General features: G+C 64.5%; 25 protein-coding genes. 18 read left to right on the top strand and 7 right to left on the bottom strand.

Going from position 1 to position 21,113, the window contains the following annotated elements; genetic code table 11:
* Positions 1 to 93 precede the first annotated feature (93 nt).
* Complete coding sequence (locus ACOYW5_RS02150) at positions 94 to 1,410, top strand: O-acetylhomoserine aminocarboxypropyltransferase/cysteine synthase family protein (protein WP_423067629.1); 1,317 nt, start codon at positions 94 to 96, stop codon at positions 1,408 to 1,410.
* Positions 1,411 to 1,474: 64 nt separating this feature from the next.
* Here the strand turns inward: ACOYW5_RS02150 and ACOYW5_RS02145 are convergent, their stop codons facing one another.
* Positions 1,475 to 1,801 carry a DUF1476 domain-containing protein gene (locus ACOYW5_RS02145; RefSeq protein ID WP_423069388.1) on the bottom strand — a complete coding sequence of 109 codons (327 nt, stop codon included), beginning with the start codon at positions 1,799 to 1,801 and terminating at the stop codon, positions 1,475 to 1,477.
* Between the two features lie 243 nt (positions 1,802 to 2,044).
* On the opposite strand from ACOYW5_RS02145, the gene purC reads away from it, so the two are divergent.
* Positions 2,045 to 2,809 (top strand): phosphoribosylaminoimidazolesuccinocarboxamide synthase, encoded by a 765-nt coding sequence (purC, locus tag ACOYW5_RS02140; protein WP_423067628.1) that lies wholly within the window; start codon positions 2,045 to 2,047, stop codon positions 2,807 to 2,809.
* Positions 2,810 to 2,855: 46 nt separating this feature from the next.
* Positions 2,856 to 3,098 carry a phosphoribosylformylglycinamidine synthase subunit PurS gene (purS, locus tag ACOYW5_RS02135; RefSeq protein WP_423067627.1) on the top strand — a complete coding sequence of 81 codons (243 nt, stop codon included), beginning with the start codon at positions 2,856 to 2,858 and terminating at the stop codon, positions 3,096 to 3,098.
* A gap of 401 nt (positions 3,099 to 3,499) precedes the next feature.
* On the opposite strand, the gene ACOYW5_RS02130 is transcribed toward purS, so the two are convergent.
* Positions 3,500 to 4,480, bottom strand: a complete 981-nt coding sequence (locus ACOYW5_RS02130; RefSeq protein ID WP_423067626.1) for a hypothetical protein — start codon at positions 4,478 to 4,480, stop codon at positions 3,500 to 3,502.
* Positions 4,481 to 4,675: 195 nt separating this feature from the next.
* Between ACOYW5_RS02130 and ACOYW5_RS02125 the strand changes: the two genes are divergently transcribed.
* The 8 genes from ACOYW5_RS02125 (at position 4,676) to purL (ending at position 12,211) form a co-directional block, all read left to right on the top strand.
* The gene (locus tag ACOYW5_RS02125) at positions 4,676 to 5,767 is read left to right on the top strand and encodes an acyltransferase family protein (protein WP_423067625.1); all 1,092 of its coding nucleotides are present in this window, start codon (positions 4,676 to 4,678) and stop codon (positions 5,765 to 5,767) included.
* 120 nt (positions 5,768 to 5,887) lie between these two features.
* Positions 5,888 to 6,550, top strand: coding sequence for a phosphoribosylformylglycinamidine synthase subunit PurQ (purQ, locus tag ACOYW5_RS02120; protein WP_423067624.1), 663 nt, complete (start codon positions 5,888 to 5,890; stop codon positions 6,548 to 6,550).
* A 37-nt stretch (positions 6,551 to 6,587) separates the two neighbouring features.
* Positions 6,588 to 7,127, top strand: coding sequence for an RICIN domain-containing protein (locus tag ACOYW5_RS02115; protein ID WP_423067623.1), 540 nt, complete (start codon positions 6,588 to 6,590; stop codon positions 7,125 to 7,127).
* 92 nt (positions 7,128 to 7,219) lie between these two features.
* Positions 7,220 to 7,867, top strand: coding sequence for a Pr6Pr family membrane protein (locus ACOYW5_RS02110; protein ID WP_423067622.1), 648 nt, complete (start codon positions 7,220 to 7,222; stop codon positions 7,865 to 7,867).
* The gene (locus ACOYW5_RS02105) at positions 7,864 to 8,502 is read left to right on the top strand and encodes a Pr6Pr family membrane protein (protein ID WP_423067621.1); all 639 of its coding nucleotides are present in this window, start codon (positions 7,864 to 7,866) and stop codon (positions 8,500 to 8,502) included. Before ACOYW5_RS02110 ends, ACOYW5_RS02105 begins: the two co-directional genes overlap by 4 nt.
* A gap of 64 nt (positions 8,503 to 8,566) precedes the next feature.
* A complete protein-coding gene (locus ACOYW5_RS02100) occupies positions 8,567 to 9,442 on the top strand; it encodes a CHAD domain-containing protein (RefSeq protein ID WP_423067620.1) in 876 nt (291 codons plus the stop codon).
* A complete protein-coding gene (locus tag ACOYW5_RS02095) occupies positions 9,443 to 9,913 on the top strand; it encodes a CYTH domain-containing protein (protein WP_423067619.1) in 471 nt (156 codons plus the stop codon).
* Positions 9,914 to 9,982: 69 nt separating this feature from the next.
* Positions 9,983 to 12,211 carry a phosphoribosylformylglycinamidine synthase subunit PurL gene (gene purL, locus ACOYW5_RS02090; RefSeq protein ID WP_423067618.1) on the top strand — a complete coding sequence of 743 codons (2,229 nt, stop codon included), beginning with the start codon at positions 9,983 to 9,985 and terminating at the stop codon, positions 12,209 to 12,211.
* On the opposite strand, the gene ACOYW5_RS02085 is transcribed toward purL, so the two are convergent.
* Positions 12,208 to 12,690: a hypothetical protein gene (locus tag ACOYW5_RS02085; protein WP_423067617.1), complete on the bottom strand. Its 483-nt coding sequence runs from the start codon at positions 12,688 to 12,690 to the stop codon at positions 12,208 to 12,210. The two genes, purL and ACOYW5_RS02085, sit on opposite strands and share 4 nt — an antisense overlap.
* 88 nt (positions 12,691 to 12,778) lie before the next feature.
* On the opposite strand from ACOYW5_RS02085, the gene msrA reads away from it, so the two are divergent.
* The 5 genes from msrA to grxD all read left to right on the top strand — a co-directional run bounded on the left by msrA (position 12,779) and on the right by grxD (position 15,433).
* On the top strand, positions 12,779 to 13,294 hold the full coding sequence (msrA, locus tag ACOYW5_RS02080; RefSeq protein WP_423067616.1) for a peptide-methionine (S)-S-oxide reductase MsrA: 516 nt from the start codon (positions 12,779 to 12,781) through the stop codon (positions 13,292 to 13,294).
* A 106-nt stretch (positions 13,295 to 13,400) separates the two neighbouring features.
* On the top strand, positions 13,401 to 13,634 hold the full coding sequence (locus ACOYW5_RS02075; protein WP_423067615.1) for a BolA/IbaG family iron-sulfur metabolism protein: 234 nt from the start codon (positions 13,401 to 13,403) through the stop codon (positions 13,632 to 13,634).
* 234 nt (positions 13,635 to 13,868) lie between these two features.
* Positions 13,869 to 14,498 carry an HAD-IA family hydrolase gene (locus tag ACOYW5_RS02070; RefSeq protein ID WP_423067614.1) on the top strand — a complete coding sequence of 210 codons (630 nt, stop codon included), beginning with the start codon at positions 13,869 to 13,871 and terminating at the stop codon, positions 14,496 to 14,498.
* A 41-nt stretch (positions 14,499 to 14,539) separates the two neighbouring features.
* Positions 14,540 to 14,959 (top strand): GNAT family N-acetyltransferase, encoded by a 420-nt coding sequence (locus tag ACOYW5_RS02065; RefSeq protein ID WP_423067613.1) that lies wholly within the window; start codon positions 14,540 to 14,542, stop codon positions 14,957 to 14,959.
* A gap of 138 nt (positions 14,960 to 15,097) precedes the next feature.
* The gene (gene grxD, locus ACOYW5_RS02060) at positions 15,098 to 15,433 is read left to right on the top strand and encodes a Grx4 family monothiol glutaredoxin (protein WP_423067612.1); all 336 of its coding nucleotides are present in this window, start codon (positions 15,098 to 15,100) and stop codon (positions 15,431 to 15,433) included.
* Here grxD and ACOYW5_RS02055 read toward each other — a convergent pair.
* A complete protein-coding gene (locus ACOYW5_RS02055; protein WP_423067611.1) occupies positions 15,417 to 15,728 on the bottom strand; it encodes a Dabb family protein in 312 nt (103 codons plus the stop codon). The two genes, grxD and ACOYW5_RS02055, sit on opposite strands and share 17 nt — an antisense overlap.
* A gap of 186 nt (positions 15,729 to 15,914) precedes the next feature.
* On the opposite strand from ACOYW5_RS02055, the gene ACOYW5_RS02050 reads away from it, so the two are divergent.
* Positions 15,915 to 17,144: an MFS transporter gene (locus ACOYW5_RS02050; RefSeq protein ID WP_423067610.1), complete on the top strand. Its 1,230-nt coding sequence runs from the start codon at positions 15,915 to 15,917 to the stop codon at positions 17,142 to 17,144.
* A gap of 106 nt (positions 17,145 to 17,250) precedes the next feature.
* Positions 17,251 to 18,507: a multidrug effflux MFS transporter gene (locus ACOYW5_RS02045; RefSeq protein WP_423067609.1), complete on the top strand. Its 1,257-nt coding sequence runs from the start codon at positions 17,251 to 17,253 to the stop codon at positions 18,505 to 18,507.
* A 6-nt stretch (positions 18,508 to 18,513) separates the two neighbouring features.
* Here the strand turns inward: ACOYW5_RS02045 and ACOYW5_RS02040 are convergent, their stop codons facing one another.
* The 3 genes from ACOYW5_RS02040 to ttcA form a co-directional block, all read right to left on the bottom strand.
* On the bottom strand, positions 18,514 to 19,233 hold the full coding sequence (locus ACOYW5_RS02040; protein WP_423067608.1) for a methyltransferase domain-containing protein: 720 nt from the start codon (positions 19,231 to 19,233) through the stop codon (positions 18,514 to 18,516).
* 32 nt (positions 19,234 to 19,265) lie between these two features.
* Positions 19,266 to 20,090 (bottom strand): inositol monophosphatase family protein, encoded by an 825-nt coding sequence (locus ACOYW5_RS02035; RefSeq protein WP_423069387.1) that lies wholly within the window; start codon positions 20,088 to 20,090, stop codon positions 19,266 to 19,268.
* Positions 20,091 to 20,226: 136 nt separating this feature from the next.
* Positions 20,227 to 21,093 (bottom strand): tRNA 2-thiocytidine(32) synthetase TtcA, encoded by an 867-nt coding sequence (gene ttcA, locus ACOYW5_RS02030; protein ID WP_423067607.1) that lies wholly within the window; start codon positions 21,091 to 21,093, stop codon positions 20,227 to 20,229.
* Positions 21,094 to 21,113 lie beyond the last annotated feature (20 nt).

Raw genomic sequence — 21,113 nt, 5'->3', positions numbered from 1 at the left:
CGCCAGCTCCACAACTTTGGCAGCAGAAGCCTCGCCCTCGACACAGTTACGCGCCTACGATGGCGGCGTTGCGAGGGGTAACAAGAGGCAGAGATGTCAGTAAACAGCAAGAATCCCGAAACTCAGGGCCTGCACGCCGGCTGGCGATCCGATCCCGCTACTGGGGCGGTGGCAGTTCCGATTTATCAGACCACTTCATACGAGTTCGAAAATAGCGAGCACGCGGCCGATCTGTTTGCGCTGAAGCGGCTCGGCAATATCTATACCCGCCTCGGCAACCCCACGACCGATGTGCTGGAAAAGCGCGTGGCCGCCCTCGAAGGCGGTGTCGCGGCGCTCGCCGTAGCCTCCGGACAGGCGGCGACCGCCTACTCGGTGCAGAACCTGGCGGTGGCCGGCGACAATATTGTCGCTTCGACCGATCTCTACGGCGGCACCTACAACCTGTTCAAGAACACGCTGCGCGAAGCCGGCATCGAGGTCCGCTTCGTCGACCCGGCCGATCCCGAGAACTTCCGCCGTGCCACCGACGCCAAGACGCGGGCCTACTATGCCGAGACGCTGCCCAACCCGAAGCTGGCCGTGCTCAAGATCGGCGAGATCGCTTCGATCGGGCGTGAATTCGGCATCCCGCTGATCGTCGACAACACCGCAGCTCCGCTGTCGGCACGGCCGTTCGAGCACGGAGCAGCCGTGGTGGTGTACTCGTCGACCAAGTATCTCGGCGGCCACGGCAACTCGATTGGCGGCCTGATCGTCGACGGTGGCAATTTCGATTGGGCCGCGAAGCCCGAGCGCCAGCCGCTGCTGAACACGCCGGATCAGGCCTACCATGGTGCGGTCTGGGTCGAAGCGGCCAAGCCGCTCGGTCCGATCGCCTACATCCTCAAAGCCCGCACCACCCTGCTCCGCACGCATGGCGCGGCGCTTTCGCCGTTCAACGCCTTCCTTACCATCCAGGGTGTCGAGACTCTGGCGCTACGCGTCGACCGGCATTTCGAGAATGGCGCCAAGGTTGCCGCCTGGCTGCAGAAGCGGCCGGAAGTGGTCTCGGTGAACTATCCGGGCCTGCAGACCGGTGATTTGCGCAAGACCGCCGACAAGTACCTGACGCGCGGCTATGGCGCATTGATTGGCTTCGAGCTCGCCAACGGACGCGAGGCCGGCGCGCGCTTCATCGATGCGCTGCAACTGGTCTATCACGCCGCCAATATCGGTGACGCCCGGTCGCTCGCGATCCATCCGGCGACGACCACTCACTCGCAGCTCTCGCCTGCCGAACAGCTGTCGGCCGGCGTGACGCCGGGTTACGTCCGCCTCGCCATCGGCATCGAGCACATCGACGATATCCTCGCCGACCTCGACCAGGCCCTGCAGGCCTCGGGCGTGCAGGCCGCGGCCGCGGAATAACAAAAGACCGTGAGAGCGGCACGCCGCCGCTCTCACGGTCCTTAACTCACAGTTTTGGCTGGGATCAGCCCTCGCTGAGCACCTGCTCGCGGGCGACGCCGACCAGCTCGGCCATCTTCTGGCGAATCATGTCGTCGGAGACCGAGGCGCCCTTGGCTTTAAGGTCGCCCGAAATCTTGCGGAACACGTCCTCGTCACCGGCTTCCTCGAAATCGGAGGCCACGACCTCGGCGGCATACTGCTTGGCATGCTCTTCGCTAAGGCCCATGTGCTCTGCGGCCCACAGGCCGAGCAGCTTGTTGCGGCGCGCCTCGGCCCTGAAACGAAGTTCCGAATCCAGGGCAAACTTGGCTTCCTGGCCTTTTTCGCGATCGCTGAAACCCGACATGATGCTCTCCGCTCTTCGGCCCGCTTGCCGGGCGCCCTCGATTGGGTTGGACATAAGCTGCCGGGCGGCCCAAATCAACGGCTGCCGTCGCGGCATTTGGTCAGCATAGGCAACGGACAGAGCGCCGAAAGGATGCGGTGGAGATGCCTCGGCACGGGCCGATGACCGGCGAAAGAACTTGCTTTTTGCGACCGTTCTGGCGCATTAGGCCCCAACTTCCCCACACATGCGATAGGCTGGGCTCATATGAACCGTCGCCGCAAGATCTATGACGGCAAGGCCAAGACCCTCTACGAGGGCCCGGAGCCGGGCACGCTGATCCAGTATTTCAAGGACGACGCGACCGCCGGCAACGGCGCCAAGCACGAGATCATCGACGGCAAGGGCGTGCTGAACAACCGGATCTCCGAGTACATCTTCTCGAAGCTCAACGGCCTCGGCATCCCGACTCACTTCATCCGCCGGCTCAACATGCGCGAGCAGCTGATCAAGGAAGTCGAGATCATCCCGCTCGAGGTGGTGGTCCGCAACGTCGCTGCCGGCTCACTGACCAAGCGCCTCGGCCTCGAGCCCGGCACGCAGCTGCCGCGCTCGATCATCGAGTTCTACTACAAGGACGACGCGCTCAACGACCCGATGGTGTCGGAAGAGCACATTACCGCCTTTGGCTGGGCCACGCCCCAGGAGCTCGACGACATCATGGCGCTCGCCATCCGCGTCAACGACTTCCTCACAGGCCTGTTCATGGGCGTCGGCATCCAGCTCGTCGACTTCAAGATCGAGTGCGGCCGCCTCTATGATGGCGACCTGATGCGCATCGTGCTGGCCGACGAGATCAGCCCGGACAATTGCCGGCTGTGGGACATCAAGACCCGCAACAAGCTCGACAAGGATCGCTTCCGCGAGAACCTCGGCGGCCTCGTCGATGCTTACCGCGAAGTGGCCCAGCGCCTCGGGATTCTGGTGGAAACCGACAACGCGTTGACCACCGGCCCGCGACTCGTGCAATAGCGGTTCCGCGGGGCCGCGGGCCCCGCTTTTTCTCGGGAATTTATCGATGAAGGCCCGCGTCACCGTCACGCTCAAATCCGGCGTCCTCGACCCTCAGGGTCAGGCCATCCAGGGCTCGCTCAAGAGCCTTGGCTTTGGCGGCGTCGGCGCGGTCCGGCAGGGCAAGGTGTTCGACCTCGACCTCGGTGACTCCGATTTGTCACAGGCCGAGGCCAACGTGCGCGCGATGTGCGAGAAGCTGCTCGCCAACACGGTCATCGAAAACTACACGATCGAAATCACGCCTTAAGATTCACCGACTAAGGTACAGGCCGCTCGCGTAACTGAGCCAGTACCAGTAAAGACCAGTCCGATGCTCAAGACATTCTCGCTGTCGATCGCCTTCTTCCTCGCGCTCGGGTTGCTCTTCGCGGCCTACGCTTCGGTCCCGGTCTGAGTCTCCGGACACTTGCACATTCAAGCGGTGGCACCTGAGCCACGCTCGGTGCTGCGTCGAAAGTCGCACGGCACCGGCGCTAGTTCGGCCACGAATCCGCCGCAGCTCTGGCATCACTGACCGGATTAACCGTGCCGGTTCAGACTCCATTCAGCCATCGGGGTGCATTGGAACCCGCGAACGGCGCGGACCAAGCCGCGCGAGCCTTTCCGTACTCGAACACCCCCGGCGCCAAGGCGCCTTGCCCAAGATGATCAAGACCTTTTCGCTGTCCGCCCTGTTTTTCCTGTCCGTCGGGATGTTGCTCGCGACACATACGTCGCTGCCGTTCTGACCAGTTCGTTCGGGTCGGCGAGGCGCCGCGCCGAGATCGCGGTCACCTGAGCCTCGACGGCGTCGGCGCCGGGCAAATTGAAGTCGGCGGGACGTCCAAACCCTGCGATTGAACGCTGCTCCAGTTCACCAATCGCGTATTGCTGCGGCTTGCGGATACCCGCAACGCGCCGTACATAGGCGCCAAGGCGCCCGCGGCTGAGCCCCAGCCATGCCAACACTGAAAAGACGGGACGCCGCCAGACATTGCGGAAGCTCCGGTCGGTGATGTTCTGCCGCACGGCGACCTCCGGGTTGATCGGAGAACGTGGGAAAAAGCACAGGTGCAGCATCCGCAGGTCGCCTTGCTCCCACAAGTCGGGTTGGAGCAGGCGGATAGCCTTCCGAGTGTCCCAACCCGGTTTGTAGTCAGGCTTGCCATGGAGCCGCTGGGTACTGCCGTGCCACGCCTCCATCGTCGAAAGGTTGTATAGCTTGGTTGCCGGCTTGGCCGCCGGGGTTACGAACCCCGTGGCGGTTTGCCGTTCGAGATCGATGGTCCGGGCATGGACCGAGTGCCCATGCAGTTCGCGCGCATCGCGGAACTCGCCGCTCAGGATTCTCCCCCGGAGACGCGCCAGTCCCGCCGGGTCGTAGATCTCGTCGCCGTCGACGCCGAACATCCACACATCCTTTGACACATAGGGCGCGACATACTCGTTGGTACGGTCGGCGCGAGCGACACGGTGCGCGCTTATCTTGGGGTGCTTCTGCGCGAGCCCCTGGATCCGCCGCCAGGTCGCATCCGTCGAGTTGTTCTCGAGCACGATGATCTCGTCGCAGAACTCGAGCACATTGCTGATCGCCCAGACGACGAAGTTCTCTTCGTTCTGCACCAGCACGATGCCGACGATACGTGTCACCTGACCAACTCCGCCACTATGCGCCGGCCATCGCCGACGCGCGGACGCTAATAGCAGAAGATTCGTGCGGTGCATCGCCCGAGCTGCATCGGAACGAAACAGCATTTACCAAGCCGGTTAAGCCTGTTTTCACCATTAATGATCGCGAGCGGCTGCCCGGAGCTAAGTAGAGACGCCCCAACGGGACTTTTTGCCATGCCTGCTGCCACCTCCACAGAACGCCTCTCCTGGGTCGATGCCGCCAAGGGGCTGTCCATCATCCTCGTGGTGATGATGCACTCGGCCTACGGGGTCGGCGAGGACCTGAACGGCACCGGCGTCCTCCACTACATCATCGGCTGGGCTACGCCCTTCCGCATGCCGGAGTTCTTCCTCATCTCCGGGCTGTTCCTCGGCCAGGTGATTGCCCGTCCATGGGCGCACTATGCCGATCGCCGCGTCGTCCACTATCTCTATTTTTACCTGCTGTGGGCCGTGCTGCAGATCGCCTTCAAAGTGGGGCTGGGCACCGGCGACTTCGGCGAAGCGCTCGCCCAAGTCGCACGGGCGGTCATCGAGCCCTATGGCGTGCTGTGGTTCATCTACATGCTGGCGGTCTACTCGTTGGTCACCAAGCTGCTGTTCGCCGCGCGGGTGCCTCATTGGCTGGCGCTGGCGGTCGGCGTCGCCCTGCAGGTGCTGGAGGTGAAAACCGACATCGCGCTGGTCGATCACTTCGCCATGTATTTCGTCTACTTCTACGCCGGCTACGCCTTCGCGCCGACGGTGTTTCGGATCGCCGAGGTCGCGCGTGGCCGGACCGGCCTCGCCGTCGTCTGCCTCATCGCCTACGCCGTGCTCGAAGGCGTCCTCGTCTTCGCCGGCGGCTCGGAAATGCATCCGCGCAGCATCACCATGGGCTATGCCGCCCTGCCCTTCGTCCACCTCGCGCTCGGCTTCGCCGGTTCGCTCCTGGTGTGCCTGACCGCCGCGCTGCTCATCAAGCTGCCGCACATGGATTGGCTGCGCTGGCTGGGCGAGCACTCGATCGTGGTCTACCTGAGCTTCTCGATCCCCATGGCCGCAAGCCGCATGCTGATCCTCAAGAGCGGCGTCACCGACGATGTCAGCGTCGTGAGCATCGCGGTGATGGCCATCGCCCTCGTCTCGCCGCTGATCCTCTACTGGCTGATCGAAAAGACCGGCTATGGCAGGTTCCTGTTCGAGCGGCCGGCCTGGGCCCACATCCCGGGTACGCCGGGAAGTATCGGCTACGCCAAGCGCCCGGTGGCTGTCCCGGCAGAGTAACTCACAGGCGCCGGATGCCGCGGCCCTTGCTTTTGCCACCAAGACTCATCAAAGGATCGGCAACCCCCAGCATGACCCCCGAAAAGTAGCAGACTTTTCGGGAAGGATTTGGAGCTGCCGATGAAAGCCGCCGTTGTCGTGTTCCCCGGTCTCAACCGCGATCGCGACATGATCGCTGCGCTGACCAAGATCGGCGGCGAGGCGCCCGCGATCGTATGGCACAAGGATGCCGACATCCCCAAGGTCGACCTGATCGTCATCCCGGGCGGCTTCTCTTACGGCGACTACCTTCGTGTCGGCGCCATCGCGGCGCGCTCGCCTGTGATGCAGACGATCCGCGAACGCGCCGCGGCCGGCGTCAAGGTGATGGGCGTCTGCAACGGCTTCCAGATTCTGAGCGAGGCCGGGCTGGTGCCCGGCGTGCTGATGCGCAACGCCTCGCTGAAATTCGTCTGCCGCGAAGTCCGCCTGTCGGTCGCCAACGCCGACACTGCCTTCACCCGCGGCTACGCCGCCGGCCAGGTGATCAGCTGTCCGGTCGCCCACCACGACGGCAACTATTTCGCCGACGCCGAGACGCTGAAGGCGCTGGAGGGCAACGGCCAGGTGGCGTTCCGCTACGCCGATGGCACCAACCCGAACGGCTCGATCAACGACATTGCCGGCGTGTTCAATACGCAAAAGAATGTACTGGGCCTGATGCCGCACCCCGAAAACCTGATCGAATCCGCGCATGGGGGCACTGACGGGCGGGCACTGTTCGCCGGGCTCCTGGCAGCATAGCATCATAGGCCTGGGCCGAATCCGGGCGGAGGGACGAATGCGCATGCGAACGGCAAAATCCGGCAACGTCTGGCACATTATGCTCGGGCTTGCCCTGGCGCTGGCGATGGCCTTGGGGCTTTCCTCGGCCGCGTTCGCCCAGGAGCAGCCTGCGGCCGACGCTGGTGGCGTGAAGGTCGTCACCACGAACGCGCCGCCGGTTCGTATCGGCAGCCGCTGGATCGCCAGCACCTTCCTCAATAACGAAGGCGGCAAGCTGCAGAACAGCGTAATCCAGCTCGGCTGGGTCAGTTCCATGTGGACCATCGACCCGATCGAGGGCGACCGGGTACGCATCCGCAGCGTCTGGCTACAGGACCAGTACCTCAACGTCGAAGGGGGGGCGCTGAACTCGGGCGCCGTGCCACCTGAGTCGGCGTCGGCGCAATGGACGATGGAGCCGATCGGCAAGGGCTTCTATGTGCGCTTCCGCAACGTCGGCAATCCTGAACTCTACATCAACGTCGCCGAAGGCAAGCTGCAGGCGAGCGCCATCCAGCCGGACTCGCTGAGCGCCGACTGGTGGCTCCTCAAGTAGCCGGCGACAAGACTTGATCGAAGGGGGCATGGCCGCGTTCGGCGCGACCAGCTAGCTTGGGCGCATTGCCACTCGCCAGTCGAGATAATGCATTGCGGAACCTCCTCGCTTTCACCGGCATTGCCGCCGGCCTAGTCGGACTGGCCCTCGACGGCTGGTCGATCTTTCCCTCTGTGATGTCGGTGAGCGCCACCAATTCGGTGGCGCGCTCGTTTCCCGACGCGTTCATCTACTTCTGGACGTTCTTCACCCACCTCACCAACCTGTGGCTGCTGGTGACCTACGCCGCCGTGCTGACCCGCTGGAGCGGGATCGGCTGGTTCCGCCGGCCGGTCATCATGGCTTCGGCGGCAGCGTTCATCACGCTGGTGATGCTCTACTATCACTTCATGCTGGCCCCGACCCTGAAGATGGAGGGTGCCCTGCTGGTCGCGACCTACCTCCTCCACTACGTCGCGCCGCTGATCTACCTCGCCTGGTGGGCGCTGTTCGCGCCGCACGGCACGCTGCGCTGGAGTTCCATCCCGCTGATGCTGCTGCCCGGCATCGGCTACGTCGCCTGGGCCCTGGCACGCGGCGCGGTGGTGAACGAGTATCCCTACGACATCCTGGATGCTGGCAAGTTCGGCTACGGCGCCGTGGCGATCGGCGTCGGCGTGCTGATCATCGCGGTATCGGTGTTTTCGGCCATCATCGTCGCCGCCGACGGGTGGCTTTCGCAGAGGAGCGAGCCGGCATGAACTGGAAGCGGGCCGCGACCCAGGCCGGATTTGCCATCACGGCCGCTGCCCTGGTGCTGCAGATCGTCCTCACCGTCGAACACCGCCTGGGCAATGGCGACAGCCTCGTCGGCGCGCTGGTCTACTATTTCAGCTTCTTCACCATCCTCAGCAACATCATGGTGGCGCTGATCTACCTGTCCGATCTCGTTGCCTGGCGCTGGCTCGAGTGGTGGCGCACGCCATGGGTGCGCGGCATGATGGCCGCAGCCATCGTGCTCGTGATGATCGTCGTGCATTTCCTGCTGTTCGGCCTCGCCGACATCAACATCTGGTTCGTCATCGCCGACCGGACGCTGCACTATGTCGACCCGGTCATGTATGCCCTATGGTGGCTGCTGTTCCAGCGGCACGGCGCCCTTGTGTGGGGGGACCTGCCCAAGATGCTGGTCTATCCGCTGCTCTACGTGATCTGGGCTATGACGCGCGGGGCGGTGGTCAACGAGTACCCCTACCCCTTCCTCGCCGCCAATCGGCTCGGCTATCCCCAGGTCATCGTCAACGGCGCCGTCATCCTCGCGGGATTCGTGCTGCTCTACGTCATCGTTATCGGAGTCGATCGCTGGCTCGGCCGGCGTGCCCTGCGGGCGGTATGACTTGTTTATGACACTGAGCCGCCCGTAGAGTTCTCCAACGGGTATGGCGTCCGGCAGGAGCGTTATGAGTTTTCAGTGGTCGCGTACCGATGGCGATATCGGTGTGGGCTTCTTGCGGATCGCCCGTGAGCAGATCGGCAAGGCCATCACCGAGGCGGAGAGTGTGCAGGATTCGCCCGAGCGGCGGGTGCACGAAACCCGGCGCCGCTGCAAGAAGCTGAGGGCACTCTTCCGCCTGGTCCGCACCGATTTCGGCGCCTACAAGCGCGAGAATGCCTTCGTCCGCGACGCCGCCAAAGGCCTGTCGCAGTCGCGCGATACACGCGTCGCCCGCCAGACGTTCGAAGATTTGATGGCCTGGGCCGGACGCCCGGTGACCACGATCCCGCCCGAGGCGGTCGATCCGGCAACCGAAGAGGCAGCGCTGCGCGAGTTCGCCGGCCACATGCGCGAGCTCTATGCCCGCAGCACCACCTGGAAAGTCGACGACATCGGACTCGGCACACTGACCAGCGGCCTCAAGCAGACCTACCAGCGGGCCCGCTGGACGCGACGCTTCGCCGAACGCCACCGGACGGATGAGGCGTTCCACGAGTGGCGCAAATACGCCAAATACCACTGGAACCAGCTCGGCCTGCTCGAAGAATGCGCCGTCGACATCCTGCCGTCGGCGCACAAGTCGGCGGGAGAACTGGCCGAAGCGCTCGGCCTGCACCACGACCTGGCGGTGCTTGGGCACGTGCTCGACACATCGCCGGCCGAGGTCGGCGACGACGTCGATGTGGGCGCCACACGCGCCGCGATAGCAGGACGTCAGGCCGAGCTCGAAGCGCGCATCGCGAGCCTTGGGCAGCAGGTCTTCGCCGAACGTCCCAAGGCCCTCAAGTCGCGGTTCGACGCTTATCTGTCAGGCTGGACGGCGCGTGAGGCGGCCGAGTAGATGGCGATCGAGATCGAGCGAAAATTCCTCCTCGCCTCCGACGGCTGGAGGGCACTGGTCCGCGAAAGCCAAACTCTGCGGCAGGGCTATCTCAGCACTGGCGGGTCGGGCGTTACCGTGCGCGTCCGCAGCGTCAACGACAGGCATGGCTTCATTACCATCAAGAGCGGTGGGTCGGCCCTGGCCCGCGCCGAGTTCGAGTACGAGGTGCCGATCAGCGATGCACGGCAGATGCTTGGCTTGAGCCGGGGCGCGCAGATCGAAAAGACCCGCCACCTGCTCGATCTTCCCGGCGGCGACTGGGTGGTGGACGAATTTCTCGGCCGCCACCGCGGCCTCGTGATCGCCGAAGTCGAGCTCGAAAGCCCGACCGCACCGCTCGAGCTGCCGAGCTGGCTGGGCGACGAAGTGACCGGCAACCCGCAATACTACAATTCCAGCCTCGCCATGCTGGTGGGCGGGGAAATCTAGCCCATTTTCGGTGTCATCCCACGCGCTGTTCCGCTATAGCGGCAGCACGCGGATCAAGGCCGGAATCGCATGACCTTCAACAACCACGTCACCATCACCCCCGAGCTCGTTGCCGACCACGGACTGAAGCTCGACGAGTACCAGAAGATCCTGCAGTTGATCGGCCGGGCTCCGACCTACACCGAGCTCGGCATCTTCTCGGCGATGTGGAACGAGCACTGCTCGTACAAGAGCTCGAAGAAGTGGCTGCGGACGCTCCCGACCACTGGCCAGCTGGTGATCCAGGGCCCGGGCGAGAACGCCGGCGTCGTCGATATCGGCGACGACCAGGCGATCGTCTTCAAGATGGAATCGCACAACCACCCCAGCTACATCGAGCCCTATCAAGGTGCGGCGACAGGCGTGGGCGGCATCCTCCGCGACGTCTTCACCATGGGTGCCCGCCCGGTGGCAGCGATGAACGCGCTGCGCTTCGGCGACCCCAAGCACGAAAAAACCAAGCACCTCGTCGCCGGCGTCGTAGCCGGTGTCGGCGGCTACGGCAACTCCTTCGGCGTCCCCACGGTGGGCGGCGAGGTCGAGTTCGATGAGCGCTACAACGGCAACATCCTCGTCAACGCCTTCGCGGCCGGCCTCGCCGACACCGACAAGATCTTCTACTCCAAGGCCGAGGGCGTCGGTCTGCCCGTCGTCTACCTCGGGGCCAAGACCGGCCGTGACGGCGTCGGTGGCGCCACCATGGCGTCGGCCGAGTTCGGCGACGACATCGAGGAGAAACGCCCGACCGTGCAGGTTGGCGACCCCTTCACCGAAAAGCGCCTGCTCGAGGCGTGCCTCGAGCTGATGGCGACGGGCGCGGTGATCGCCATCCAGGACATGGGCGCGGCCGGCCTCACCTGCTCGGCCGTCGAGATGGGCGCCAAGGGCGACCTCGGCATCGAGCTGAACCTCGACAACGTACCGGTCCGCGAAGAAGCGATGACGCCCTACGAGATGATGCTCAGCGAAAGCCAGGAGCGCATGCTCATGGTGCTACATCCCGAGAAGGAACCGGAAGCCCGCGCCGTCTTCGAGAAGTGGGAGCTCGATTTCGCCACCGTCGGCTACACCACCGACGACCTCCGCTTCCGCGTCATCTGGAAGGGTGAGGAAGTCGCGAACCTTCCGATCAAGGACCTCGGCGACGAAGCACCCGAATACGACCGGCCGTGGACCGCGCCCGTGCTGCAGCAGCCGCTCGCCGCCGACGACATCCCGCAGATGGACGTGGCCGATGCCCTGCTCCGCCTGCTCAACTCGCCCGCGCTCTCATCGCGTCGCTGGGTCTATGAGCAATACGACACCCTGATCCAGGGCAACTCGCTGCAGCGCCCGGGCGGCGATGCCGGCGTCATCCGCGTCGAGGGCCATCCCACCAAGGCGCTCGCCTTCACCTCCGACGTCACACCGCGCTATTGCGAGGCCGACGCCTACGAAGGCGGCAAGCAGGCCGTGGCAGAGTGCTGGCGTAACCTCACGGCTACCGGTGCCGATCCACTGGCTGCAACCGATAATCTGAACTTCGGCAATCCCGAACGCCCCGAGATCATGGGCCAGCTGGTTCATGCCGTGAAGGGCATCGGCGACGCCTGCCGCGCGCTGGGCTTCCCGATCGTCTCGGGCAACGTCTCGCTCTACAACGAGACCAACGGCCGCGGCATCCTGCCGACCCCCACCATCGGAGGCGTCGGCCTGATCCCCGACTGGAGCAAGATGGCCCGCACCGGCTTTGCCGGCGAGGATCAAGCCATCCTGCTGTTCGGCGCTCCGGACTGGTGGGGCACGCATCTGGGCCAGTCGATCTACCTGCGTGAGCTTTTCGCCCGCAAGGACGGCACGCCCCCGCCAGTCGATCTTGGCCACGAGCGCAAAGTCGGCGACCTCGTCCGCATCCTGATCCGCGACGGCGTCGCCACGGCCGTGCACGATCTCTCGGATGGCGGCCTCGCCATCGGCCTAGCGGAAATGGCGCTCGCCTCCGGCATCGGCGCCACGGTGAACCAGCTCGACGGCGGCGACCCGATCCCGCTGTTCTTCGGCGAAGACCAGGGCCGCTACCTCGTCACCATGACCCGCGAAAACCTCGAGAAGTTCTACGCCGAGGTCTATCCCTACGCCGGCGTGTTCGCGCCGTGGATCGGGACAACCGGCGGCACCGCGCTGAAGCTGGGCGAAGCGCGTCCGGTTCCACTGGCCGAACTGCGCAAGGCGCACGAAGGCTGGTTCCCGGAGTTCATGGCGGGTGAAGTCATCGACTAGGGCCAGTCTGCCGAGCGGAGCTTTGCGCACCTAGAGCGCATCTCATGGAAAGCGACTGAAACACCGCGACAGCGGATCACGCCCTCCATGCCCACGGCCGGCTCAAGGACGATCTCGATATCGTCCGGAGACGGCTCGGCGCCGTAGCGCTCCAGCCCGGCCATCTCGCCAGCGGGACGCAGCCTCAGCGCGAATAACGCATTCTGCTTGTGGAAGTGCTGAAGCCCCAGCTCGACGATTTCCTCGATCTCGAAGATCACCCGGCACGAACTCCATTCGACATGCGAGTTACGGGTCGTTGCCTTGAGCACCAACCTGCTCCTGCCCGGACTCACCAAGTCCAGTCGTTCGATCTCGTCGTCGTGGAACCATGGCACGAAGCCGAACATCGCAATTAGTTCGGGTCCCCCGGTCATCGCCCTCAGTACAGGCTCCTGGATCGCATCGTCGAACTCCTCGGCGACTACTACCTCGTTCACAGCAGACCACTCCCAAATCCGTGACCCGATGTAACATTCCGCGCCGGGCATGCGTATATAGGGCGTATCCCAAATTGGAGAGCTCAACATGACGACCAATACCGAGCGTGCGGTTCTCGCTGGCGGGTGTTTCTGGGGCGCGCAGGAACTGCTGCGCCACAAGGACGGGATTATCTCCACCCGCGTCGGTTACTCGGGCGACGACCACAAGGCCAACGCCACCTATCGCGACCATGGCGACCATGCCGAGGCGGTCGAGATCGTCTTCGATCCGACCCGCATCAGCTATCGTGACATCCTGGAGTTCTTCTTCCAGATCCACGATCCGTCGACCAGGAACCGGCAGGGCAACGATGTCGGCCGCGCCTATCGTTCCGCGATCTTTTACGAGAACGCCGAGCAGAAGGCCGTGGCCGAGGACACCATCAAGGATGTCGACGCCTCCGGCCTGTGGCCCGGCAAGGTGGTAACCGAGCTGCAGCCGGTCGGCCCGTTCTGGCAGGCTGAGCCCGAGCACCAGGACTACCTGCAGCGCATCCCCAACGGCTACACCTGCCACTGGGTGCGGCCCAACTGGAAGCTGCCCAAGCGCCAGGCTGCCTAATTAGGCCGAAACTGCCGCGGGCGCCGGGAAACCGGCGCCCGCTTCCGTTGAAGCGCCCCCGCCCGCGTGCCATATCAATGAGACTGACTCACCCGGGAGACCCGTCATGGGCATGGCCGCTAACGAAATCGAAAAACGCATCCTCAAGGCGCTTCCCGACGCCAAGGTCGAAATCCGCGACCTCGCCGGCGACGGCGACCACTACGCCGCCACGGTGATTTCCGAGCAGTTCCGCGGCAAGAGCCGCGTCCAGCAGCACCAGATGGTGAACGCGGCATTCGGGGCGGATATGGGCACCGTGCTGCACTCGCTGGCCCTGCAGACCAAGGCGCCGGATTGACTAGGGACGAGTTCTTGGCGCGAGCGAAGCACTTGGCGTCCCGTCCGACGCTTGTGCGCTGGACGGGGGTCATCCGTCCGAGGCAGTCGTGCTGGATCAGCAAGGATCAACTTGGGTGGTGTACTACTCGGAGCGCGGACTTGAGCAGGATCGCCGCTGGTTCGTTTCGGAGAGCGAAGCGCTGACTGAGGTTCACAATCGCCTGGCTAGAGCATTTGCCCTCGGCAAATGACCATGACCCGCGCAGTCCTCTTCGATGTCGATGGCGTGCTCGTCCACGGCTACCATGCCAAGCCAGAAAAGCAGATCCGGTGGGATGAGAACCTGTTGGCCGATCTGGGCATCGACCCCGATGTTTTCCGCAAGGAGTTCATCTACGACATCTTCGTCAAGAAGGTGATCGTCGGACAGATGTCGCTGCTCGAGGCGCTGGATCGCACCCTGCCCCGGCTCGGCTATCGTGGGCCGAGCATGGCCTTCGCCGGCTACTGGCTGAGCCACGACAGCAACGTTAACCAGCCGCTGCTCGATGTCGTCGGCAAGCTGAAGGCGCGCGGCGACAGCCGGCTCTACGTCGCGACGAACCAGGAGCACATGCGGGCTCAATGGCTGTGGCAGCAGTTGAAGTTCGGCGACGTCTTCGAGGACATGTTCCATTCGGCCCGTGTCGGCGCCACCAAGCCGCACAAGCCCTATTTCGACTGGGTCAGCAATCGTATCGGGCCGCAAGCGGAGCCGCCGCTGTTCTTCGATGACAGCGAGGACGTGGTGAAGGGCGCCCGTGCCTATGGCTGGGAAGCAGTGCAGTACGATAACCTCGAGGACGTCACCCGCCACCCGTGGATCGCGAGCCGGCTGGCATGAGTTGGACGATCCGGCCTATGCGTCCGGGGGACGGTGAGCAGATGCAGCGGCTGCACCGTCGAGCCATCATGGCCACCTCCGGCGACTATTACTCGCTCGATGAGCGCGAAAGCTGGGCCTTCGGGCTCCGTGCCGACCAGTACGTGAGGCCAGTGGACGGTCACTTCGACGTCGCCGAAGTGGACAACGTCGTCGTGGCCTTCTGCGACCACGGACCGGATGAAGTGATCGGGCTGTACATCGATCCCGACTTTCAGGGCCGCGGCATTGGCAGCGCCCTGCTCGGTCAGGCCGAAGACCGCATGCGGGAGGCGGGCACCGTGCTTGCCAAGGTCCACGCCTCGCTCTCATCGCAGGCTTTCTATGAACGGCACGGCTACCGCGAGGTTGAGCGCACGACTCATACCAGCCGCGGCGGTCTGATCCTGCCCAGCGTTCGGCTCCACAAGCCCCTCGGCTGATCCGAGTCACCCCGAGCCCGCCTCGACCGACCTTCATCGTCAAATACCGATGACTGACCCTCGACAGCGCCGCCCGTCAGGACTATTTACGTCTCTGACGCGCCGGCGCTCCTCCCCGGCGGTATGAAAGGCATTCACATGAGCGACATCAACGCGCTGATCGACGAGCAGGTGAAGAACAACGACGTGTTCCTCTACATGAAGGGCACGCCGGACTTCCCGATGTGCGGCTTCTCCGGCCGCATCGTCCAGATCCTCGGGTATCTCGGCGTCGACTACAACAGCGCCAACGTGCTGGAAAACCAGGAACTGCGCGAGGGCATCAAGGCCTATACCAACTGGCCGACCATTCCCCAGCTCTACATCAAGGGCGAATTCATCGGCGGCGCCGATATCGTCACCGAGATGTTCCAGGCCGGCGAACTGCAGACGCACCTCGCCGACAAGGGCATCGCGGTCAAGCAGACCGCCTGAGCGCCACCTTTTCCTGTGCCTCGAAATCGGCCGCGTAGCGGAGCTCCCGCAGCGGCCGAACGCGTTTGGTAGCCTCGGCATAGATCGGATGCGCCTTGTAGGCGGCGAGCGCTGCCTCGTCGGGGAACTCGGCGTAGACGACGACATCTACGTCGTTGGCGAACAGGTCGACCTTGCTGTTCCGCACCACTTCGAAGTGCAGCGCAAGCGGGATCTTGCCGAGCAGTTCGAGGCCCGCAACGACGGCGTCTAGGTTTTCCGGCGGTGCGGTGAAGAAGACGATGTGACGGATCACGCCAAGGCTCCGGTTTCTCATCGTACATAGTCGGACAATGCGGCCAATCAACTGCGGCATGCGGTCCCGCGATCACATCAGGTGATGGCAGCCATCACGCAAATGCATTTCCGCGAACCGACCCGTGGGGTGTAACTACACAGTCCCACCTTCTTCGAGTCTCCCCGCCCTTCTTCGAGTCTCCCCATGTCCTCGATCGCCATCTCACGCAACTCCGTTGCCGTGCCGCTCCTTGCGCTGATCATCGGCGGCTGCCTGGTCGCCGCGGTGACTAACGGCATCCGCACCAGCTTCGGCCTGCTGACCCTGCCGATGACCACCGATCTCGGGCTGACCCGCGAGGCCTGGGGCATGGCGATGGCCATCCAGAACCTCGCCTGGGGCATCGCCCAGCCATTCGCTGGCGGGCTCGCGGACAAGTACGGCACCGCCAGGGTGATCATCGGCGGCCTCATCATCTATGCCATCGGCCTGGCGCTGATGGTGGTGTCGCCGACGGGGACACTGCTCAACCTGACGGCCGGTGTCATCACCGGCGTCGGCATTGCTACGTCGTCTTTCTCCATCGTCATGGTGGCCTTCGGGCGCAGCGTGCCGCAGGAAAAGCGGACGCTGGTCTTCGGCATCGCCACGGCCGCCTCATCCTTCGGCCAGTTCGCCTTCGCGCCAATCGGGCAGGCCTTCATTTCCAGTTTTGGCTGGGCGACCACCCTGCTCTATGCCGGCGCGCTGCTGCTGCTCATCATCCCGCTAACCTACACGCTGCGCGGCCGCACCGAGCGCGCCGCCGGCCAGGTCGAGATGCCCTTCGGCGAAGCGATCCGGCGGGCCTGGGGCCACAATTCGTACCGCCTGCTGGTCATCGGCTTCTTCGTCTGCGGCTTCCATCTCGCCTTCATCAACGTGCACATGCCGGCCTACCTGGTGCAGTGCGGCCTCTCGCCCGAAACCGGCAGCTGGGCCATCGCGGTGATCGGGCTGTTCAACATCGTCGGCTCGCTGCTCGCGGGCTATCTCGGCGGACGCGTGCCCAAGCAACTGCTGCTTGCGACGATCTACTTCACCCGCGCCGTAGCCATCGCCCTGTTCGTCTTCCTGCCGGTCACCGAGCTCAGCGCTTACATCTTTGCCGGCGCGATGGGCCTGCTCTGGCTCTCGACCGTGCCGCCCACTGCCGGGCTCGTCACCCTGTTCTTCGGCGCGCGCCACATGGGCATGCTCTACGGCGTGGCCTTCTTCAGCCACCAGGTCGGCTCGTTCCTCGGCGTGTGGCTCGGTGGCGTCGTCTACGATCACACCGGTTCCTACAGCCTAGTGTGGTATCTCGGCATCCTGCTCGGCCTCGCCTCGGCGGCGATCCACCTGCCGATCAAGGAGCGCAGCGCGCCCTCGTTCCAGCTGAAGCCGGCAGAATAGCGCCAGCCTCTCGGTAACATTATCCTTTGTCGGATTGCCAAGGGCCGGCAGCGGGGGCATGTTGCCGGCCTTCCCTGGCCGCCCCCCCGGCCCCACGAGCTATTACATGTCCAGTTCTGCCCATACGTCGCGGGAGCTCTCCCGGGTCGAATTCATTGCACTTGTTGCTGCGCTGATGGCGCTCAACGCTCTTGCCATCGACGTGATGCTGCCCGCCCTGCCCTATATGGGCGAAGCGCTGGGCGTCAGCCACGAGAACGAGCGCCAGCTCGTCGTCGGCGTCTACATGTTCGGCTTCGGCTTTGCCCAGCTGGCCTTCGGCCCGCTAACCGATCGGTTCGGCCGACGTGGGCCGCTTCTGGTCGGGCTGATGATCTACCTGGTCTGCGCTTTCGCCGCGACCTTCGCACCGAATTTCGGCGCGCTGCTGGCGCTGCGCTTTGTGCAGGGCCTCGGGGCCGCCGGCACGCGCGTAATCGCCGTCGCCGTCGTCCGCGACAAGTTCTCGGGCCGCGCCATGGCCGAGGTCATGTCGCTGACCTTCATGGTGTTCATGGCCATCCCAATTCTTGCGCCGGGCATCGGCCAGGTGATCCTCTTGGCCGGCCCATGGCAGTACATCTTCCTGTTCATGACAGGCCTGGCGGCGGTGTTCGCCATCTGGGCCTACTTCCGCCTCCCCGAGACCTTGCATCCGGAGTTTCGTCGCCCCCTCAGCGTCCGCTCGGTCATCGACGGCTTCCGCATCGTCGTCACCAACCGGCAGGCGCTGTTCTACAGCCTCGCCGGCACGTTCCTGTTCGGCGCCATGTTCGGCTTCGTCTCGGCCAGCCAACAGATCTTCGTCGAGATCTACGGGCTCGGGCCGTACTTCCCGGTGGCCTTCGCCGTCATGGCCGGCGCCATCGCCATTGCGCAGTTCGTGAATTCGCGGGTCGTGCGTACCTATGGCATGCGCCGCATCAGCCACACGGCGGTCCTGATCTATTTCGCCGGCGCGGTGATCTGGCTCATTCTGGCGCTGATGGGACCGGTCCCGTTCCCGTTGTTCTTCGGCCTGTTCGTCGTCATCCAATGGATGTTCGGCTGGGCCGCATCGAACATGAACTCGCTGTCGATGGAGCCGCTCGGCGCGGTCGCCGGCACCGCTGCGTCGGTGTTCGGCTTTACCCAGACGGTGGGCGGCGCGTTGATCGGCACCTTCATCGGCCAGCACTACGACGGCACGCTCGTCCCCAACGCGCTGGGCTACGCGACGATGGGCGCAGCGGTGCTGACCTGCATCCTGATCGCCGAGAAAGGCAAGCTGTTCGGCGTCAGCCCGCAATATGCCCACGAGAGCCACGGCGACGGCGGGCACTGAGCCCGCCTAGCCCTTCTTGCGCCCCACGAAGATCGTCCAGCCCAGCATGGGCCGGATGGTGCGCTGATAGTACATCCAGTCCTCGCGGCTCTTCCGGAGCACCGCGGCATGATCGGGATGGTCCGGGTTCTCGCGCGCCCAGGTGAGCGTCGCGTGCCGGTGGTGGCTGGCATAGCGCTCGAAATCCGCCTCGGATGCGCTGATCGTTGCCGATACTTCCGCCCCGTGCCGCTCGACCACACCCATCATGCCCACCGTGTCGGGAGGCAGGATATCGCCCTTGGGCACGGCCGGCGGGTGCTTCAGCACCATGTCGCCCAGCACCATCGTACCACCCGGCTTGGTGACGCGCGCCATCCATTCGAGCGCGTCCGGCGGCTCGCCAAGAGCGAAAGAGGCGCCGAGGCAGAGCACCACGTCATGGCTCTCCACTGCGACGGGAAAGCCCTTCACCGCCGCATTGTGGAACGTGAGCCGCCCCTTCGCCGGGGACTTGCGCCGCGCCACCTCGAGAAAGCGGGCATTGATGTCGATGCCGACGCCTTCTATCGCGTGCTGCTCGGCCCATTGCCGCATCAGCCAGGCCTTGCCGCAGCCGATATCCAGTACGCTGAGCCCATCGCGGATATCGCAATAGTCGCTGAGCAGCCGCAGCTTGCGGTCGGTAATCGGGTTCTGGATTTCGATATCGCGCTCGGCGATCGCCCAGTAATTCAACGGATCCAAGCCCCGCCTCCCCTCGACGGTTGAAGTCTCGACTATACCGTAAACACCTCTCGGCGCAGCAAATTCCAGCTATCCTTGTCGGTGGCAACGATCAACCCGCCTCCGCGATGGCGCGGCAGGTAGGGGCTGCCGTCGAAGCGGGCGACATAGCCGCCGGCCTCCTCAGAGATCAGCGTGCCGCCGAGATGGTCCCACGGCATCAACTTGTTGAAGGCGATAAAGTGCGAATGGCCGGTCGCGAAGGTTCGGTAGTCGTGTCCCGCGACACGATAGTTGGCGGCGACCCGCACCTTGGCGAGATTGGCCAGCACCTTCGGCTTGCTCTCGGCCGGCAGGAAGGTGATCGAGACATGCCCGACCATCTGGCCGAGGCCCGGCGAGGTCGCGACCTGCAGTTTCCAGGTCGATCCGTCGGGCCGCCGCTGCCATGCACCGCCACCCTTCTCGGCCAGTACCCAGTCGTCACCCATCGGATCGTAGATGATTCCGGCAATGGTTTCGCCCTTCGACACCACCGACGCCATGGTCGCGTACAGCGGCAGGCCGGCAGCGAAATTGGCGGTCCCGTCGACCGGATCGACCACGATGGCGAAATCGGCCTCGTCGAGCCGGTCGAGGAGCGAAGGATCGGCGGCCACCGACTCCTCGCCGACGAACAGAGCTTCCGGCCACGCCGCCGTCACGGCGGCCTTGATCCAGCGCTCTGCCGCCTCGTCCGCCTCCGTCACGAGGTCGATGGCCTCAGATTTCTGCCGAACCGTCGCAGGATCGAGGCGCCGAAAGCGCGGCAGCACTTCCGCCACGGCAGCGTCTCGGAGGATGTTGGCAAGGCGGGTGATGTCGAAGGTGGGCATAATCGTCCGGAATCGTCCAAGGGTCAGGACGGACTATAGCCGGACGGGTGCGACACGCTCACTGCAGATTTAGTCGTTTGTGACGAAGCAGCGCCCACTGCCTGTTTGGTGGGGCGATCGCCAGTGGCCAGCCCCGGCCCTAGCGTTGGGCCTTCTGAAGCCCGAGGAAATCGAACAGCTTGGGATCGAGCAGGTGGCTCGGGTTCACGTTGCCCAGCGCCCGGATCATCACATCCTTGCGGCCCGGCATGCGCTTCTCGATGTCGTCGAGCATCGCCTTCATGGCGTTGCGCTCGAGCCCTTCCTGCGAGCCGCAGAGGTCGCACGGAATGATCGGGAACTGCATATGCTCGGCGAACTTCGCGAGGTCCGGCTCGGCGCAGTAGATCATCGGGCGCAGCACCTCGACGTTGCCGTCGTCGTTCATCAGCCGCGGCGGCATCGCGGCGAGCTTGCCGCCATGGAACATGTTCATGAAGAACGTCTCGAGGCTGTCCTCGCGATGGTGGCCCAGCACCAGCGCCGAACACCCCTCCTCCCGCGCGACGCGATAGAGGTTGCCGCGCCGCAGCCGCGAGCAGAGCGAGCAATAGGTCGCCCCAACCGGCAGCTTGTCGGTGACGATCGAATAGGTGTCCCGGTACTCGATGCGATGCTCGATGCCGTTGGCGGTGAGCCACTCCGGCAGGATGTGCTTGGGAAAGTTCGGCTGCCCCTGGTCGAGATTGCAGGCGAGAAGCTCAACCGGCAGCAGTCCCCGCCACTTGAGATCGAGCAGCAGCGCCAGCATGCCGTAGCTGTCCTTGCCGCCCGAAATGGCCACCAGCCAGCGCTCGCCGGCTCGCGCCATGCCGAACCTCTCGATCGCCTCGCGCATATTGCGCATCAGGCGCTTGCGCAGCTTGTTGAACTCCACCGACCGCGGCGCATTGGCGAATAGCGGATGCGCGCCGGAAAGCTCCTCGGCATCTGCTTCGAACTGGTGGGTGGGCGCGATCTCGTTCATGGCCCGCTGATACCAGACCC

This window comes from Devosia sp. CN2-171 (assembly GCF_049354815.1).
GTDB lineage: Bacteria > Pseudomonadota > Alphaproteobacteria > Rhizobiales > Devosiaceae > Devosia_A.
The sequence above is the reverse complement of the archived record's forward strand: the minus strand, read 5'-3'. Positions and strand labels throughout refer to the sequence as shown.